18 protein-coding genes and 1 tRNA gene are annotated in these 15,323 nt (G+C 67.3%); 13 read left to right on the forward strand and 6 right to left on the reverse strand.

Annotated elements, in window-relative coordinates; all coding sequences use genetic code 11:
• Positions 1–37 precede the first annotated feature (37 nt).
• Both V0Z78_RS01975 and V0Z78_RS01980 read left to right on the forward strand, forming a co-directional pair.
• Positions 38–1,417 (forward strand): NCS2 family permease, encoded by a 1,380-nt coding sequence (locus tag V0Z78_RS01975; RefSeq protein WP_336342940.1) that lies wholly within the window; start codon positions 38–40, stop codon positions 1,415–1,417.
• A gap of 80 nt (positions 1,418–1,497) precedes the next feature.
• Positions 1,498–1,743, forward strand: a complete 246-nt coding sequence (locus V0Z78_RS01980) for a glutathione S-transferase N-terminal domain-containing protein (protein ID WP_336342941.1) — start codon at positions 1,498–1,500, stop codon at positions 1,741–1,743.
• 156 nt (positions 1,744–1,899) lie between these two features.
• Here V0Z78_RS01980 and V0Z78_RS01985 read toward each other — a convergent pair whose 3' ends face one another.
• Positions 1,900–2,868: a transcriptional regulator gene (locus V0Z78_RS01985; protein ID WP_336342942.1), complete on the reverse strand. Its 969-nt coding sequence runs from the start codon at positions 2,866–2,868 to the stop codon at positions 1,900–1,902.
• A gap of 135 nt (positions 2,869–3,003) precedes the next feature.
• Between V0Z78_RS01985 and V0Z78_RS01990 the strand changes: the two genes are divergently transcribed.
• Together V0Z78_RS01990 and V0Z78_RS01995 are read left to right on the forward strand one after the other, a co-directional pair.
• Positions 3,004–4,269: a tRNA(Ile)(2)-agmatinylcytidine synthase gene (locus tag V0Z78_RS01990; RefSeq protein WP_336342943.1), complete on the forward strand. Its 1,266-nt coding sequence runs from the start codon at positions 3,004–3,006 to the stop codon at positions 4,267–4,269.
• 54 nt (positions 4,270–4,323) lie between these two features.
• Positions 4,324–4,494, forward strand: a complete 171-nt coding sequence (locus V0Z78_RS01995) for a hypothetical protein (protein ID WP_336342944.1) — start codon at positions 4,324–4,326, stop codon at positions 4,492–4,494.
• Here V0Z78_RS01995 and V0Z78_RS02000 read toward each other — a convergent pair.
• Both V0Z78_RS02000 and V0Z78_RS02005 read right to left on the reverse strand, forming a co-directional pair.
• Positions 4,473–5,588 carry a threonine synthase gene (locus tag V0Z78_RS02000; protein WP_336342945.1) on the reverse strand — a complete coding sequence of 372 codons (1,116 nt, stop codon included), beginning with the start codon at positions 5,586–5,588 and terminating at the stop codon, positions 4,473–4,475. The two genes, V0Z78_RS01995 and V0Z78_RS02000, sit on opposite strands and share 22 nt — an antisense overlap.
• Entirely contained in the window at positions 5,589–6,545 is a 957-nt protein-coding gene (locus tag V0Z78_RS02005) for a succinylglutamate desuccinylase/aspartoacylase family protein (RefSeq protein WP_336342946.1), read from the reverse strand.
• 94 nt (positions 6,546–6,639) lie between these two features.
• On the opposite strand from V0Z78_RS02005, the gene V0Z78_RS02010 reads away from it, so the two are divergent.
• The 8 genes from V0Z78_RS02010 (at position 6,640) to V0Z78_RS02045 (ending at position 11,691) form a co-directional block, all read left to right on the forward strand.
• A complete protein-coding gene (locus V0Z78_RS02010) occupies positions 6,640–6,915 on the forward strand; it encodes a DUF7536 family protein (RefSeq protein ID WP_336342947.1) in 276 nt (91 codons plus the stop codon).
• A gap of 46 nt (positions 6,916–6,961) precedes the next feature.
• Positions 6,962–8,101, forward strand: a complete 1,140-nt coding sequence (gene citZ, locus V0Z78_RS02015) for a citrate synthase (RefSeq protein WP_336342948.1) — start codon at positions 6,962–6,964, stop codon at positions 8,099–8,101.
• 278 nt (positions 8,102–8,379) lie between these two features.
• Positions 8,380–8,766 (forward strand): gamma-glutamylcyclotransferase family protein, encoded by a 387-nt coding sequence (locus V0Z78_RS02020; RefSeq protein WP_336342949.1) that lies wholly within the window; start codon positions 8,380–8,382, stop codon positions 8,764–8,766.
• Between the two features lie 189 nt (positions 8,767–8,955).
• A complete protein-coding gene (gene ilvA, locus V0Z78_RS02025; protein ID WP_336342950.1) occupies positions 8,956–10,167 on the forward strand; it encodes a threonine ammonia-lyase in 1,212 nt (403 codons plus the stop codon).
• A 31-nt stretch (positions 10,168–10,198) separates the two neighbouring features.
• Positions 10,199–10,579, forward strand: coding sequence for a RidA family protein (locus V0Z78_RS02030; protein ID WP_336342951.1), 381 nt, complete (start codon positions 10,199–10,201; stop codon positions 10,577–10,579).
• The gene (locus tag V0Z78_RS02035; RefSeq protein WP_336342952.1) at positions 10,576–10,782 is read left to right on the forward strand and encodes a hypothetical protein; all 207 of its coding nucleotides are present in this window, start codon (positions 10,576–10,578) and stop codon (positions 10,780–10,782) included. Before V0Z78_RS02030 ends, V0Z78_RS02035 begins: the two co-directional genes overlap by 4 nt.
• 27 nt (positions 10,783–10,809) lie before the next feature.
• Positions 10,810–10,891: transfer RNA gene (locus V0Z78_RS02040), tRNA-Ser, on the forward strand.
• Between the two features lie 119 nt (positions 10,892–11,010).
• Positions 11,011–11,691 (forward strand): helix-turn-helix domain-containing protein, encoded by a 681-nt coding sequence (locus tag V0Z78_RS02045; protein ID WP_336342953.1) that lies wholly within the window; start codon positions 11,011–11,013, stop codon positions 11,689–11,691.
• A gap of 78 nt (positions 11,692–11,769) precedes the next feature.
• On the opposite strand, the gene V0Z78_RS02050 is transcribed toward V0Z78_RS02045, so the two are convergent.
• From V0Z78_RS02050 to V0Z78_RS02060, 3 genes are read right to left on the reverse strand one after another with little or no spacing between them, the layout of a single operon-like run.
• Positions 11,770–11,979: a hypothetical protein gene (locus tag V0Z78_RS02050; RefSeq protein WP_336342954.1), complete on the reverse strand. Its 210-nt coding sequence runs from the start codon at positions 11,977–11,979 to the stop codon at positions 11,770–11,772.
• Positions 11,972–12,142, reverse strand: a complete 171-nt coding sequence (locus V0Z78_RS02055) for a hypothetical protein (RefSeq protein ID WP_336342955.1) — start codon at positions 12,140–12,142, stop codon at positions 11,972–11,974. The genes V0Z78_RS02050 and V0Z78_RS02055 overlap by 8 nt, the downstream gene beginning before the upstream one ends.
• Positions 12,142–12,282, reverse strand: a complete 141-nt coding sequence (locus V0Z78_RS02060) for a hypothetical protein (protein ID WP_336342956.1) — start codon at positions 12,280–12,282, stop codon at positions 12,142–12,144. Before V0Z78_RS02060 ends, V0Z78_RS02055 begins: the two co-directional genes overlap by 1 nt.
• 259 nt (positions 12,283–12,541) lie before the next feature.
• Between V0Z78_RS02060 and V0Z78_RS02065 the strand changes: the two genes are divergently transcribed.
• Positions 12,542–15,136, forward strand: a complete 2,595-nt coding sequence (locus V0Z78_RS02065) for a PAS domain-containing sensor histidine kinase (RefSeq protein ID WP_336342957.1) — start codon at positions 12,542–12,544, stop codon at positions 15,134–15,136.
• Positions 15,137–15,323: the final 187 nt, after the last annotated feature.

The following is a 15,323-nucleotide window of genomic DNA, read 5'->3' on the forward strand; positions in this document are numbered from 1 at the left end:
TTAAATAACGTGGTGTCGCTATGCTCACTCGTGCATCATGTCCATCGGTGACCGCCTCGGCGAGTACTTCGACGTCGAGGAGGGGGGCAGCGACGTCCGGACCGAGACGGTCGCCGGGCTGACGACGTTCCTCGCGATGTCGTACATCGTCCTGGTGAACCCGATCATCCTGGCCGAGGCGATCACCGTCGAGGGCTACACGCAGGTGGAGGTCCAGCAGATGCTCGCCATCGCGACGATCCTCTCCGCGTTCGTCGCGACGCTCGTGATGGCGTTCTACGCGAGACGGCCGTTCGCGCTCGCGCCGGGCATGGGCCTGAACGCCTTCTTCGCCTTCACGGTCGTCCTCGGGTTGGGCGTTCCCTGGCAGACCGCGCTCGCCGCGGTGTTCGTCGAGGGACTGATCTTCATCGCCATCACCGCGGTCGGCGCCCGGAAGTACGTCATCGAGCTGTTCCCCGAACCGGTGAAGTTCTCCGTCGGCGCGGGCATCGGCGTCTTCCTGCTGTTCATCGGGCTCCAGGAGATGCAGATCGTCGTCGCGGACGAGGCGACCCTCGTCGCGCTGGGCGACGTCGCCGGCAGCCCCGTCGCCGGGCTCGGCGTGCTCGGGCTCGCCGCGACGTTCATCCTCTGGGCACGCGGAATCAAGGGGGCGATCGTCATCGGCATCCTCGGCACGACGGCGACGGGCTGGCTGCTCACGCTCGCGGGCGTCTTCGAACGCGGCGTCGTCACCCCGGAGACGCTCGTGAGCCCCCAGTACGACGTTACACCACTGGCTGGCGCGTTCCTTGAAGGGCTCCGTGACGTCGATCCGCTGACGTTCACGCTGGTCGTGTTCACCTTCTTCTTCGTCGACTTCTTCGACACTGCGGGCACGCTGATCGGCGTCTCGCAGTTCGGCGGCTTCCTCGACGAGGAGGGCGATCTCCCCGAGATGGAGAAGCCGCTGATGGCCGACGCGATCGGCACCACCGTCGGCGCGATGATCGGCACCTCGACGGTGACCACCTACATCGAGTCCTCGACGGGAATCGAGGAGGGCGGCCGAACGGGGCTCACGGCGCTGGTCGTCGCCGCGTTCTTCGCGCTCGCGTTCGTCGCCGTCCCGCTGATCGCGGCGATCCCCGCCTACGCCTCCTACATCGCGCTCGTCGTCGTAGGGATCATCATGCTCCAGGGCGTGCTCGACGTCGACTGGCACGACCCGGCATGGGCCGTTTCGGGCGGGCTGACGATCACGGTGATGCCGCTGACCTACTCGATCGCGAACGGACTCGCCGCGGGGATCATCGCCTACCCGGTCATCAGGACCGCGACGGGCGAACCCCGCGAGGTCCGACTCGGGCAGTGGCTGCTCGCGGCCGCGCTCGTGGGCTACTTCTACGTTCAGACCAGCGGCATGCTGCTCTGATCGTCGTACTGCCCCACGGTCGTGCGACCGACGGGCACCCGCACCGTACATTCTTCCCGCTCGAAGTCCTACCGACGGTGATGGCACCGATCCAGTTCTACGAGCTTGACGGCTGTCCGTTCTGCGCGAAGGTTCGAACGACGCTCGACGACCTCGGCGTCGAGTACGAGACCCACTCGGTTCCGAGCAGCCACGGCAAACGAACCGAGGTGGAGGAGATCAGCGGCCAGACCGAGGTCCCGATGATCGTCGATCCCGACAACGGGGTCGAGGGGATGCACGAGAGCGACGACATCGTCGAGTACCTCAACGAGACGTACGCCTGAGCGAGGGACCCTCTGACGGGCCGGTCCGTACGGATCGACGCGGATTACCCGCCGTCCCGATTGTCGAACGGCGGCTCCGGTCGAACCCGTCTGAATCTGACGAAGCGGTAGCTGTTCGTCGTTCGATCCTGCTAGATGGAGCTTCCTCCGGCGGAGCTACGCGTGTTCCTCCGGCGGGGTGGTGCGCTCGCGAATCAGCTCGCGGAGCTCCTCGCCGTCGCGCATCGATTCGGCCTCCTCGCGCTCGACGAACGCGGTCCCCTCGACCTCGCGTCGGGGGATTCGATCGACGAAGTAGACCGATCGGGTGCGCGTTACCCTTCCGATCGACCCCATGATGCGGGCGCGTTTTTCCGCGGCCTCGGTGAACGTCGAGTTGCCGGTGAGGACGTTCTCTTCCTCGCTGGTGTCCTCGCCGACGGCCTTGAAGGGCGCACGGTTCGTCGGGTGGACGTCGAAACCGGCCTGCGTGAGCACGGCGACGATCCCCTCGTCGTCGGGGCTGACGTCGGGGTCGGCGGGCGTGGGTTCGGCGTCGCGGACCTCCTCGGCTCCGTCGAGGACGTCCACCGGGCTCGTTAGCGGCGCCTCGAACAGCTCCTCGAGCTGCATCGCGACCTCGATCGAGGCGTTCATCCCGTCCTCGTACTTCGAGACCGTTCGCCGGGAGACGCCGAGCTCGGTCGCGAGCTGGCCCAGACTCCAGCCGCGCCGCTCGCGTTCGTCGGCGAGGACGTCGGCGTCGATGCTGACGTACAGTCCGCCCGGGGCGGCGTAGATCAGCGGCGGAACCTCCTCGACGAACAGGTCCATCGCGGTGTCGGGGCTGAACGCGGGAACGCCGTGGCGGAAGTAGACCACGCCGGGCTTGAGCTCCTCGTCACGGGTACGGAGCCCGATGACGAACGGCGTCGCGTCGAGGTACGTGCCGAGCCGGCGCATCTCCCCGCCCGTCGCCGCGTCGAAGCCGTCGACGTTGCCGAGGATCTTCACCAGGATCAAGTCCGCTCCCCGGCGGGCGGCCACGTCGAAGCTCTTCGGACGGATCGCACACCGGTCGCTCACCACGAAGCCCGCGTCCTCGAGCATCGCGGTCACGTTTCCGACCAGTGCTGACCGGGACATGTTCCTATATAAGTCATTCGTCCCATATAGGTGTTGTGACGGGTCGGACCCGCGAGCCGCCGTTCTCCCGCGCACGACCGGGGGTATATACCGCCAGTCGAAAGCCGTTAGCCGCTCGGCCGGTTACGACTCCCGATGACGACCGTCGGAATCGACGACACCGACTCGCGCACGCGCGGGATGTGCACCACCTACGTCGGCGCTCGGATCGCCGCCGCCCTCCGCGAGCGGGACGTCCGGGTCGATCGCCCGGCTCTGGTTCGGCTCAACCCCGCGATCGAGCACAAGACCCGGGGCAACGCGGCCGTCGCCGTCCACGCCGACTGCGACCCCGAGACCGGCTTCGAGGTCGCCCGCGACCTGATCGACCGCCTGGCCGAGACCGACGATCCGAACACACAGCCCGGACTCGTCGTCACGCCCGGTGTCGACCGACCGCCTGAAGCCGTCCGCGAGTTCGCCCGCCGGGCGGTCCGTGAGCGCCACGACCTCGAGGACGCACTCGCGCTGATCGAGAGGGCCGAGTACCGGCAGGCCGGCTGGTCGGGCGGACGCGGACGGATCGGCGCGCTCGCCGCGGTGGGCGCCCGGGACGCGTTCGAGGGGTGGACCTACGAGCGGATCAGCTATCGCGAGCGCGAACGCTGGGGGACCCCGCGGGAGGTCGATCCGGAGAGCGTCTTCGCTGCCGCCGACGCGGCCTACCCCGAGGCCTGGGACACCGTCGACCGGGGGACCGGCGACCTCGTCTGCGTTCCGAGCGCCCCGGGCCCGATCCTCCACGGGATCCGCGGCGACGACCCCGAGAGCGTCCGTGAGGTCGCCGACGCGATCGAGAGCGAACCGATCGAGCGAAGCGCGCTGTTCGTCACCAACCAGGGGACGGACGCCCACCTCCGCGACGGGGAGGTCGCCACCGTCGAGGACGGCCGCGCCTACCGCCTCGAGGGCCGTGTCGCGAGCGAACCCGAGACGCGCCGCGGCGGCCACGTCTTCCTCGCGCTCGAGGACGGCGGGACGACGATGGCGTGTGCGGCGTTCGAGCCGACCAAACGGTTCCGGAATCGGGTGCGTGTGCTCCGTTCCGGCGACCGGATCGTCGCCTGCGGCGAGGTCTCGGAGGGGACGCTCAAGCTCGAGAAGTTCGCGGTGCGCGAGCTGAACCGAATCGCCTACGAGACGCCCGACTGCCCCCGTTGTGAGCGGTCGATGGAGAGCGCCGGACGCGACCAGGGTTATCGGTGCCGGGACTGTGGGACCCGCGCGGAGCGAAAGGTCGAAGTCGAGATGGACCGCGCGATTGAGACTGGCTGGTACGAGGTGCCCCCCTGTGCGCGTCGACACGTCGCCAAACCGCTCGTCCGCGGCGGGTTCGACGCGCCGATACACCCTGAGCGGTAGGCCGTCGTCCGTGTGGATCCCGTGACTTTTCTCCCCCCACGATCCACCCTGCACATGGACCGAGCGGTACTCCTGATCGCGGTCGTTCTCGGCGTCCTCGGCGCGGCGCTGGCGCCGATCTTCCCGCCGACCGCCGCGCTCCCCCGCCTCCTCGTCTTCCTCGTCTGTGCGCTCGGCGGGTTCCTCGGGCTGTGGGTCGTCTCCTACGCGCTCTCGCTCGAGTGACCCCACTCGGCCTTCAGCCCGCTGCCGGTGAGGGGGACGACCACGTCCTCGTCCTCCCCGATGACACCCCGCTCGCGGTACTCGCGGAGCGCTGCGGGCGCAGCGGCGGCGGTCGGCTCGACGAAGAAGCCCGCCCGGTGGAGCCCCTTGAGCTCGCGTTCGGTCGCGTCCTCCGGGACGGCGATCGCGTCGCCACCTGTCGCCTCGATCGCTTCGAGGATCTCCTCCTTTCGGACGGGCTCGCGAATCTGAATCCCGTCGGCGAGGTCGTTCCTCCCGTCCTCGTCCTCCTCCGATCCGTCGTGAAGCGCCGCGACGATCGGCGCGTAGCCGTCGGCCTGTGCCCCGAGTAATCGAGGAAGCGAGTCGATCCACCCCGCCTCCTCGAGGGTTCGAAAGCCGCGATACGCCCCCAGAAAGAGCGTGCCATGACCCAGGGGAAGCACGAGCGCGTCGGGCGCCTCCCAGCCGCGCTGGGCAGCGATCTCGAAGGCGACGGTCTGGGTACCCGCGAAGAAGGCGGGGTTCCACGCGTGGCTGGCGTACCAGCCCTCGCCGCGTTCGACCGCCTCGACGCACGCCCCGGTGACCGCCTCGCGCGAGCCCTCGATCCGGACCGGCCGTGCGCCCGCCCGCTCGATCGCCGCGAGCTTCGAGGCCTTCGCGTCCGCTGGTACGTAGATCTCCGCGTCGATGCCCGCGCGGGCCGCGTAGGTCGCGACCGCCGCGCCGGCGTTGCCCGAGGAGTCCTCGAGCACCCGAGAGACGCCGAGCGTCGACGCCCGCGAGAGCAGCGTCGTCGCGCCGCGGTCCTTGAACGATCCCGTGGGGAAGACGTACTCGAGCTTGAACGCGGCGTCCCACTCGGGGGCGTCCACCAGCGGGGTGGACCCCTCGCCGAGGCTCACCTCCCGGGAGACGGGGAGGAGCTCCTCGAACGCCCACAGTCCCCGCCGGGCGTCGGCCTCAATCGGACGCTCGGGGAGCGTCGGGGCGGGGAGCTCGAGGGGGCTCCCGCAGTCACAGCGCCAGGGTTCCTCGGGTTCGGCGGGGTACGTTCGATCGCAGTTCGGACAGACGAGGCCGGGCGCCATCTAGTAGGTGTTGAGGCCGGTCGCGACCGAACAGACGTACTCGCCGGTCGCCACCTGCGGGAGGCGCCGCGAGCGCCAGAACAGGCCCGAGCCGTCGGCTGTCACCTCCGCCTTGACCGTCCCGAAGACGTTCCGGACGGTGAACAGCGTCTCGCCGTTCGAGACGTCCTCGCCGAGCGCCTTCTCGAAGCGCACCAGTCCGCCCCGCGGGGTGCCGTACTGGTCGAACCCCGTCGCACGGGTCTGGGTCTCGGTGGCGACCTCGCCCTCCAGAAAGCCGTAGTACCGGAGCACGTTGAAGACGCCCCGGACCCCGTACTGGATGCTCTCGTCGTTCCAACCGACGCTGCCGCCGAGCTCGGGATCGACCGTGGGGATGCCCTCGTCGGGGCCCACGCGCGCGAGCTGGCCGTCGGGTCCCTTCTGATCGAGGACGTGGCCACAGCCGAACACCTTCGCGAGCTCGAGACACTCGTCATGGAGCCGGTGGCGGCTACCACAGCGCACCCGCACCTCGTTTATCATCCGGCTGGTCGAGCCCTGGTGGAGGTCGAGAATCAGGTCCGCACGTTTGGCCGCGTCGAAGGTGGCCGCGGCGATGCGTTCCGAGGAGGTGCCCTCGGCGTCGCCCGGGTACGCCCGGTTCATCTTCGTGTCGTCGACCGGGTTGCGGTGCTCCGCCACCTGGAAGCCGTGATAGTTGACGATTCCCACCACCAGTACCGTTCCACTGATCTCGTCGGGGTCGAGCCGCGGGACGACCCGTTGGATCACTCCCACCCCGTTGAGCTCGTCACCGTCGCTCGCAGCCTGCAGATAGAGCGTCTCGCCGTCCCGTGCGCCGTTCACGACCGCGACGGGGAGGCCGAACTCCCCGCCGTCTCGCGTCTCGCCGACGGGGAGGCGGCCCGTGTCGATCTCGCCGGGGTCGGCCTGGGCCGTTCCGAGGCTCGTCATTACCCGTACACGGCGGGGCCACGCTCTTTAGCCGTTCGATCCCCCATCCGCGGCGATCCGGTGTCCCTTTGATCGCCCGTCCCCAATCCCGGCCGTGAGCGACGACCGATCGGACGAGCCCTCGTTGGCGGCGCTGTTGATCGCACTCGACGTCCGGCGAAACGCGCTGATCGGCATCGTGACCGGGGTCGTTCTGGCGACCCTCGCGTACGTCTACCGGGTGGTCGTCGTCGAACCGGCCCCGGGCGTCGAGAGCTCGCCGTTGTTGTTCGGGACGCTCGCCGTGACGCTCGCGCTCTCGGCGGCGGCGTTCGTCACCCTCGTGCTGACGGTCGGGTCGGCGGTTCGTCGGGCCCGACGGCTCGACTGACGGCGCAACGGTAATCCTTAACCGGGATGGAAAAGAAGCTCACGTCATGGCCGACGACCTGAAGAAGGGACTGGAGGGCGTGCTGGTCGCGGAGTCCTCGCTCAGCTCCATCGACGGCGACGCCGGAGAGCTCATCTACCGCGGGTACTCGATCGAGGACCTCGCCCGCGAGGCGAGCTACGAGGAGGTGCTCTACCTGCTCTGGCACGGCGAGCTCCCCGATCGGGATGAGCTCGAGGAGTTCAACCAGCGGATGGTCGAGGAACGCGCGATCGACGACACCGTCCTCGAGACCGTCGGAAACCTCGCCGAGAAGGACCCCGAGCCGATGGCGGCGATCCGAACGGCCGTCTCGCAGCTCGGCGTGACCGACCCCGAAGGGTTCGAGACCGAGCCCGAGGACCGCGAGACCAACCTCGAGAAGGGGCGCCGGATCACCGCGAAGCTCCCGACCATTCTCGCGGCGTTCGCCCGGCTCCGCGACGGCGACGAACCGGTCGAGCCGCGTGACGACCTGGGTCACGCGGCGAACTTCCTCTACATGCTCAACGACGAGGAGCCCGACGACGTCGCGGTCGAGACGTTCGACGCCGCGCTCGTCCTCCACGCCGACCACGGGCTGAACGCCTCGACGTTCTCCGCCATGGTGACCGCGAGCACCCTCTCGGACGTCCACAGCGCGATCACCAGCGCCGTGGGGACGCTCGCCGGCCCGCTCCACGGCGGAGCGAACCAGAACGTCATGAAGATGCTGAAGGAGGTCGACGACAGCGATAAGGACCCGATCGACTGGGTCGAGGACGCGCTCGACCGAGGCCGGCGAGTGGCCGGCTTCGGCCACCGCGTCTACGACGTAAAGGACCCGCGCGCGCGGATCCTCGGCGACATGTCCGAATCGCTGGCCGAGGAGGCCGGCGACATGAAGTGGTACGACTACAGCGTCGCGATCGAGGAGTACATGCAGGAGAACAAGGGGATCGCCGCGAACGTCGACTTCTACTCCGCGACCACCTACTACCAGATGGGGGTCCCGATCGCCCTCTACACCCCGATCTTCGCGATGAGCCGCGTCGGCGGGTGGACGGCTCACGTCCTCGAACAGTACGACGACAACCGAATCATGCGCCCACGCGCACGCTACGTCGGCCCCACCGACCAGGAGTTCGTCCCTCTCGACGAACGCTGACCCACCCGCCGATCGAAGAGGCGTTTCGACGGATCAACCCGATGGACACGTCGTTCGAGACGAGTACACCCACCGTGGCCGAGGTGGAGCACCGGATCCCGTGATCGTCGTGCGGTTCGAGTCCGATCGCCCGCGTTCTCGTATCGTCGGATCGTGAGCGCCGGGCGTCCGACCGGTCCGCGCCCGGACGCGACGCCGGCAGCGGTCGTCTCCGAACGATCCGGCCCGTCGGGTAGGGCTACCGTAACGGGGAACCGGTCCGCTTCGGTATCCCCTCCATGGTCCGCGTGTTCGTCTACGGGACGCTCACCGATCCCGACCGAGTGGAGTCACTGCTCGACCGCTACGAACTGGGGAGCGAGGCGACCCTCCACGGTCTCCGTCGCGTCGAGGGCCGGTATCCGACGCTGGCGCCCGGCGGCCGGACCGAGGGACGGCTGCTCTCGACCCAGGAGATCGGCCGTCTCGACGCCTACGAGGGCGTCGAGAGCGACCTCTACGTTCGCGTCTCGATCCCGCTCTCGGAGGGCGGGACGGCCGAGTGCTACGTCGGCGATCCGGAGCCCCTCGGCGCCGACGCCGTCTGGCCCGGCGACGGTCCCTTCGAGGACCGCGTGCGCGCGTATCTCTCCGAGGAGCGGGTCGTCATCGGCCGCAACGAATGACACCCGTGTGCCGTCCGTCTGACGGGGTAGAAAGGCGCCGCAGTCTGGTGGTTCCACTCCCGGACTGGACGGGTTGGTTTTATGTACCCCCGGACCCGTGATACGGACGCACGTCACACGGTTCGTGCATTCCCCATCCGTTCTTTCCCGGAGAGAACCGTTAACACCCCCACTCGCATAGGCGCGGGTATGCTAGACGTAGCGGACGTTCGCGCGGCGCGCGAGCGAGTCGCGGAGACCGCCCGGCGCACGCCGCTCGAGTACTCGCATACCTTCTCCGAGCGGACGGGCGCCGAAGTGTATCTCAAACTCGAGAACTTCCAGCGAACCGGCTCGTTCAAGATCCGCGGGGCGACCAACCGGATCGCCACCCTGTCGCCGGCGGAACAGGAGGCCGGCGTCGTCACCGCCAGCGCCGGCAACCACGCCCAGGGCGTCGCGCTGGCGGCGACCCGGATCGGTGTCGACGCGACGGTCGTCATGCCGGAACACGCGCCGATCTCGAAGCTGAAGGCGACCCGGACCTACGGCGCCGAGGTGGTCCTTCACGGTGCGGACTACGAGGCGGCCGCCGAACGCGCCCACGAGATCGAACGTGAGGAGGGACGCGTCTACGTCCACGCCTTCGACGACGAAGCGGTGATGGCGGGCCAGGGGACGATCGGCCTCGAGATCCTGGACGAGCGTCCCGACGTCGACGTCGTGCTCGTCCCGATCGGCGGCGGCGGGCTGATCTCGGGGATCGCGACTGCGATCAAGGCCCGGCGTCCCGAGGCTCGTGTGATCGGCGTGCAGGCCGAGGGCGCCGCGAGCGCCGCCGACTCCCTGCGGAAGGGATCGATCTCCGAGTGGGAGCACGTCGACACCATCGCGGACGGGATCGCCGTCGGCCGGGTCGGCGATCTGACGTTCGAGGTGATCCGCGAGCGGGTCGACGAGGTGGTGACGGTCTCGGACTCCGAGATCGCCACCGCGCTGACCGCGCTGCTCGAACGTTCGAAGACGCTCGTCGAGGGCGCCGGAGCCGTGCCGCTCGCCGCACTCCTCTCGGACGCCTTCGAGTACGAGGAGGGCGAGACGGTCGTCCCCGCGCTCTGTGGTGGCAACATCGACCTCAACACGCTGACGACGGTGGTCATGCGCGGGCTGGTCGAGACCGGACGGTATCTCAAGATCCGCACGGTTCTCGAGGATCGACCGGGGGCGCTTCGCCGACTCATCGACGTGCTCGCCGAGAACCGCGCGAACATCTACGCGATCCAGCACGATCGGACCTCCCGCGACATCGCGATGAACGCCGCCGAGGTGGTGATCGACCTCGAGACGCGGGGTCCCGGCCACGTCGAGGGGCTCGTCGGCGACCTCCGCGAACGCGGGTACGAGGTCGAGATACTCGTGTAGCTTTAAGGCCGGGCCGACCGACGGTGGTGCCATGAAGCGGATCATCAACACTGGCGACGCGCCGGAGGCGATCGGTGCGTACAGCCAGGCGACGACCGCGAACGGTCTCCTGTTTAGCGCCGGACAGATCGCGCTCACCCCGGAGGGGGAGTTCCTCGGCGACGAACCCGTCGCCGTCCAGACCCGTCAGTGTCTAGAGAACCTCAAAGCGATCCTCGAGAACGAGGGCCTCTCGACTCAGCACGTCGTGAAGACGACGGTCTACCTCGACGACATCGACGACTTCGACGCGATGAACGAGGCCTACGCGGAGTACTTCGACGACAACCCGCCCGCGCGAAGCGCGCTCGAGGTCGGTTCGCTCCCCAAGGGCGCCGCCGTCGAGATCGAGGTCATCGCCACGACCGAATGAATCCGCGGCTGAAGGCGAGCGTCCTCTGGGGGGCGACCGGTGCGCTCTCGTTTCTCGTTCTCGTCCAGGGCTACGAACTGCTCTCGGACGTCAGTCTCTCGTTCGCGCTGAAGTTCGCCGTCGCGGGACTCGTCGCCACGCTCGCGACCGGTTCGACCTACTTCGCTGAACCGCTGCTCGCCGCCGGGAACGGAAGGACTTAACCTCGGCCGACCGGTAGGGATCGGTGAGCCGGGATGGCCGAATGGTAAAGCGCACGCCTGGAAAGCGTGTTCCCTGACGGGATTCTGGGTTCAAATCCCAGTCCCGGCGTGGCTCCGTCGCATATCACTGATACCTCGATCCGGCGTACCGACGCCGAGGCGCCTGCGATCACGTCTAGTTATTCGACGAGAATTCCTTAACCGTCTAGGGGGTGTCTCTGGGGTACCATGGCCACGATTATCGACTACCGCGTTCCCGTAGAGCAGTTCGCACTGGCTCATACCTTCGCGCTCTGTTCCGATCTCAGCGTCGATATCGAACGATTCGCCGCCCAGGACGCGGACTCGGCGATGCCGTTCGTCTGGGTTACGGTCGACGACTTCGAGGCGTTCGAGGCCGCACTGGACGAGGACCCCACCGTCGAGACGTACTCCTCGCTGACCGAGTTCGACGACGAACGGTTCTACCGCATGAACTGGGTCGAGGAGGTGGAGCTCGTGATGCAGCTCCTGATCGAGGAGCAGTGTGCGCTCACCTCGGCGAAGTCGAGCGGCGACTCGTGGCAGCTTCAGGTGATGTGTCCCGAACGCGAGTCGCTCTCGCGGACCCACGAATACTGCGAGGAGAACGGGCTGTCGCTCACCGTCGACTCGATCTACGAGCTCGACGAACAGGACCACTCGGAGTACGGCCTGACCGAGGCCCAGCACGCGACGCTCGTGGAGGCGAAACGAATGGGATACTACGACGTACCGCGGAACGTCTCGCTGAGCGAGCTCTCAGAGCGCCTCGACGTCTCGCATCAGGCGCTCTCCGAGCGGCTTCGGCGAGCACACGCGAACCTGATCGATCGTACGATCTCCTCGCCGGACGAGCTCGATCGCGCGCACCCCGAACCGCTCAACTGACGCCGAACCGACGCCGACTCGAGCGGCGTCGGATCCCTTCCGTCGCGTTCGGGTCCCTTCCGGCGGACGTCGGATCGTTCACCGGGTCTCCTCGATGGCGACGTACGAACCCCGTTTCGCGGCGATCCATCGTCGATCGAGACGACCACGCGTCGCGTCGAACACCACCACCTCGTCGGGTTCGAACGTCCCCCGTAGGCCGATGCCCGCCGGATTGAACGTGTATCGCAGTGCGAACGTCGGCCAGCTGTCGACGGCCGAGGGCTGCTCGGCACCCGTTTCAGTCATCGGTCCGCTCGTCGTGAAACGAGTCCTCGAGCCGGTCGAGGAACTCGAGCGCCTCCATGAGGTTCGCCAACTGTTCGGCTCGGAGGTCGTCGTGTTCGTCCGGGATCTTCTCCAGGAGTTCCCTGGCCGCGGCGACCCGGGACGGCAACGACGCCACGCTCATCACCGCCCCTCCGAGAGGACGACCGCCACGGATCGCCGATCCGTCACCGCCTCGAGTCCGACGCGGCGCCCCACTCGGGGTCGAACGCCGCCCGACTCGTCGGGATCGAGCGACGGGGCGGTCACGCCGGCGTCAGACAACGGTTCGCTCGTTACGTCTCCTCGTCCACTCCGATACGGGCACTGCGTGACGGTTCGGCTCGCGCGAGTCATGTTCGATGTTTCCTCACGAGTCCGAGAGATCCGCCCACTACATGTATCCTCTGTAACACGTACGTGACCCGATCCCTTACCCGGAAGTAAGCGACATGGGCGATAAACTCTTAATTTCTATGCATAATCTAACGGATAAAGCATATACGTTCTCGGAGAGGACTGCATCCATCGAACCGTTTCAACCATGATCACCGTTCTCCACGTAGGCCGGTCCGTCGACCTCGTCGAACGGCTGCTCTCGGCCTCCGTCGATCCCGCGATCTCCGTCTGTAACGCCCCGACCGTCGACTCGGCGGTCGGGAGAGCGGGCGAGTGGCGACCCGACTGCTGGCTGTTCGATCGCGAAGCGCTGCCCACCGACCCGCAGACGAGTCGACGAATCGCGTCCGCCACGTTCGGTTCCCCGCTTCTGATCTGCGGCGACGGGCCGATCCCGTCGTCGCTCGCCGAGGACCACGAGGTCCGTCGCGTCACGCCCGACGGCCTCGTCGACGCCGTCCTGGAGGCGGTCGAGGGACGGGAAGACCGGCCCGGACCGCCCCCGTCGTCCGTGCTGCTCTCGCTGCTCGATCGATCCGCCGACCGGGTCGCTCGTCTCGATCGTCACGGCAGGTACCTATCGGTCGACGACCGGATGGCGGCCCTTCTCGGCGTCTCCGCCTCCCAGGTGGTCGAAACGACCCTCTCCGAACACGCGCCGGGGGCGGACCCCGACACCCTCCGCACGTGGGGAGGCAGAGCGATCGACACCGGGACGATCCAGCGTTACGAGAACGACGTTCATCGGTACCTGTTCGTTCCAAACGACGACGAGTTTCGGCTGATCGTTCAGGAACGGATCGACGGCGCGACGAACTCGGAGCCGGAACCGGTCTCGGACTTCGTCGGTACCGTACTCAACCGATTGACGGACATCTTCTTCGTCTTCGATCTGCAGGGGCGGTTTCTCCACTGGAACGATCGGCTCACCGAGACGACCGGCTACACCGACGAGGAGGTCGCCTCGATGAACCCGATGTCGTTCTTCGTCGAGGAGGACCACGACCGGGTCGCCGCCGCCGTCTCCGAGGTCGTCGCCACGGGCGAGGCGACCGACGTCGTTCGTATTCGGACCCGAGACGGGCGATTGCTCCCCTACGAGTTCACCGGATCGCTCGTCCCCGACGGGGATGGCGAGCCGCGGTACGTCTGTGGCATCGCTCGAGGCGTCTCGCGTCGGGAACACGCCGAGCGCGCGCTGCGCGAGCGCCAGCAGGCGCTGTCGAACCTCATCCGCAACCTCCCGGGGGTGGTGCTGCGCTATCGCACCGAGTCGGGCTATCCCGTCGAGTTCATGGGCCGGGGGTGTGTCGACATCGCCGGCTACACGATGGAGCAGTTCGAGCACGGCGAGGTCTCGTGGATCGAGGACGTCGTCCACCCCGCCGACCACGACCGCGTCCGGACGTGCGTTCGAGACGCCGTCGAGGCCGCCGAACAGTACCAGATCAGGTATCGAATTCGAACCGACGACGACGCGCTTCGATGGGTGTGGGAGCAGGGCGCGGTCGTCGAGGGTTCCGACGGGTCGATCGACTACGTCGACAGCTACGTCTCGGAGATCACCGACATCGTCTGGCTTCAACGCGAACTGCGCCGCGAGCGCGCGTTCACCGAGAGCGCGCTCGACGCCCAGCCGGATCTGTTCTACGTGTTCACCCCGCAGGGACGGATCCTGCGCTGGAACGACCGCTTCGCCGACGTGACCGGCTACACGGACGAGGAGATCGCCTCGATGCATCCGACCGAGTTCCTCGAACCCGACGACGCCGAGCGCGTCATCGACGCGATGACGCGCGTCGTCTCCGAGGAGCGGACGCTCAGCGTCGAAGCGACGCTGGTCACCAAAGACGACGACCGGATCCCCTACGAGTTCGTCGGCTCGGTGATGGAGGACGTCAACGAACCGATCGGCGAACCCGACGCTCGTACCGACGCCACCGATCTGTACATCTGTGGTACCGGACGGGACATCACGCAACGAGTAGAGGCCGAGGCCGAACTCGAGGCGGCCATCGCCGATCTCGAGCGTTCGAACGACGAACTCGAACGGTTCGCCTACGTCGCCTCCCACGACCTCAAGGAGCCGCTTCGGATGATCCACAGCTACCTCGATCTCATCCGACGCCGGTACGAGAACCAGCTCGATGAGGACGCCGACGAGTTCATCGAGTACGCGATCGACGGGGCGGATCGCATGCGTCAGATGATCGACGACTTGCTCACCTACTCGCGGATCGGTACGAGCGACGCGGAGTTCGACCGCGTCGACTGTCAGGACGTGCTCGACCGCGCTCTCGATAACCTCCGGCTCGCCATCGACGAGACCGACGCGGCGATCACCGTCGACCCCCTGCCGACGGTCACGGCCGACGACCAGCAGCTCGTCCAGCTCTTCCAGAACCTCCTCAGCAACGCCATCGCTTACGCCGGCGAGGCGGAGCCGCGGATCCACGTCTCGGCGTCCGAGACCGACGACGGATGGTGCTTTTCGATCTCGGACGAGGGTATCGGCATCGCCGAGGAGCAGATCGAGGAGGTGTTCGAAATCTTCTCGTCGGGATCGAACGGAACGAACAGCACCGGGATCGGTCTGGCGATCTGTGAGAAGATCGTCACTAGACACGGCGGCGACATCTGGGTCGAATCCCGTCCCGGAGTCGGATCGACGTTCCGATTTACCGTCCCCCACGACGGTCAACCGGCGCCCGATCGATCGAGCCGACGGCTCGACGCCTGATCACCTCTTGCTACCTACCTCTGTTATTACGGGATTAATAGGTGAAACGACGTGAAACGGCGACGTCCGACGTACCACATTCAATTAATGATGCCGTTATAACGTCGGTAGAAACCCTCTCATCCGTCCGTAGACGGCGTGGAGTCTCCGATAGTCCTCTAGGTGACGTGTAACGTCGTGAACCATC

Source organism: Halalkalicoccus sp. CG83, from assembly GCF_037081715.1.
Lineage (GTDB): Archaea > Halobacteriota > Halobacteria > Halobacteriales > Halalkalicoccaceae > Halalkalicoccus > Halalkalicoccus ordinarius.

Coding starts and splice junctions, on each gene's coding strand:
- V0Z78_RS01975 (WP_336342940.1), top strand. CDS start 38: ATGTCCATCGGTGACCGCCTCGGCGAGTACTTCGACGTCGAGGAGGGG.
- V0Z78_RS01980 (WP_336342941.1), top strand. CDS start 1,498: ATGGCACCGATCCAGTTCTACGAGCTTGACGGCTGTCCGTTCTGCGCG.
- V0Z78_RS01985 (WP_336342942.1), bottom strand. CDS start 2,868: ATGTCCCGGTCAGCACTGGTCGGAAACGTGACCGCGATGCTCGAGGAC.
- V0Z78_RS01990 (WP_336342943.1), top strand. CDS start 3,004: ATGACGACCGTCGGAATCGACGACACCGACTCGCGCACGCGCGGGATG.
- V0Z78_RS01995 (WP_336342944.1), top strand. CDS start 4,324: ATGGACCGAGCGGTACTCCTGATCGCGGTCGTTCTCGGCGTCCTCGGC.
- V0Z78_RS02000 (WP_336342945.1), bottom strand. CDS start 5,588: ATGGCGCCCGGCCTCGTCTGTCCGAACTGCGATCGAACGTACCCCGCC.
- V0Z78_RS02005 (WP_336342946.1), bottom strand. CDS start 6,545: ATGACGAGCCTCGGAACGGCCCAGGCCGACCCCGGCGAGATCGACACG.
- citZ (WP_336342948.1), top strand. CDS start 6,962: ATGGCCGACGACCTGAAGAAGGGACTGGAGGGCGTGCTGGTCGCGGAG.
- V0Z78_RS02020 (WP_336342949.1), top strand. CDS start 8,380: ATGGTCCGCGTGTTCGTCTACGGGACGCTCACCGATCCCGACCGAGTG.
- ilvA (WP_336342950.1), top strand. CDS start 8,956: ATGCTAGACGTAGCGGACGTTCGCGCGGCGCGCGAGCGAGTCGCGGAG.
- V0Z78_RS02030 (WP_336342951.1), top strand. CDS start 10,199: ATGAAGCGGATCATCAACACTGGCGACGCGCCGGAGGCGATCGGTGCG.
- V0Z78_RS02035 (WP_336342952.1), top strand. CDS start 10,576: ATGAATCCGCGGCTGAAGGCGAGCGTCCTCTGGGGGGCGACCGGTGCG.
- V0Z78_RS02045 (WP_336342953.1), top strand. CDS start 11,011: ATGGCCACGATTATCGACTACCGCGTTCCCGTAGAGCAGTTCGCACTG.
- V0Z78_RS02050 (WP_336342954.1), bottom strand. CDS start 11,979: ATGACTGAAACGGGTGCCGAGCAGCCCTCGGCCGTCGACAGCTGGCCG.
- V0Z78_RS02055 (WP_336342955.1), bottom strand. CDS start 12,142: ATGAGCGTGGCGTCGTTGCCGTCCCGGGTCGCCGCGGCCAGGGAACTC.
- V0Z78_RS02065 (WP_336342957.1), top strand. CDS start 12,542: ATGATCACCGTTCTCCACGTAGGCCGGTCCGTCGACCTCGTCGAACGG.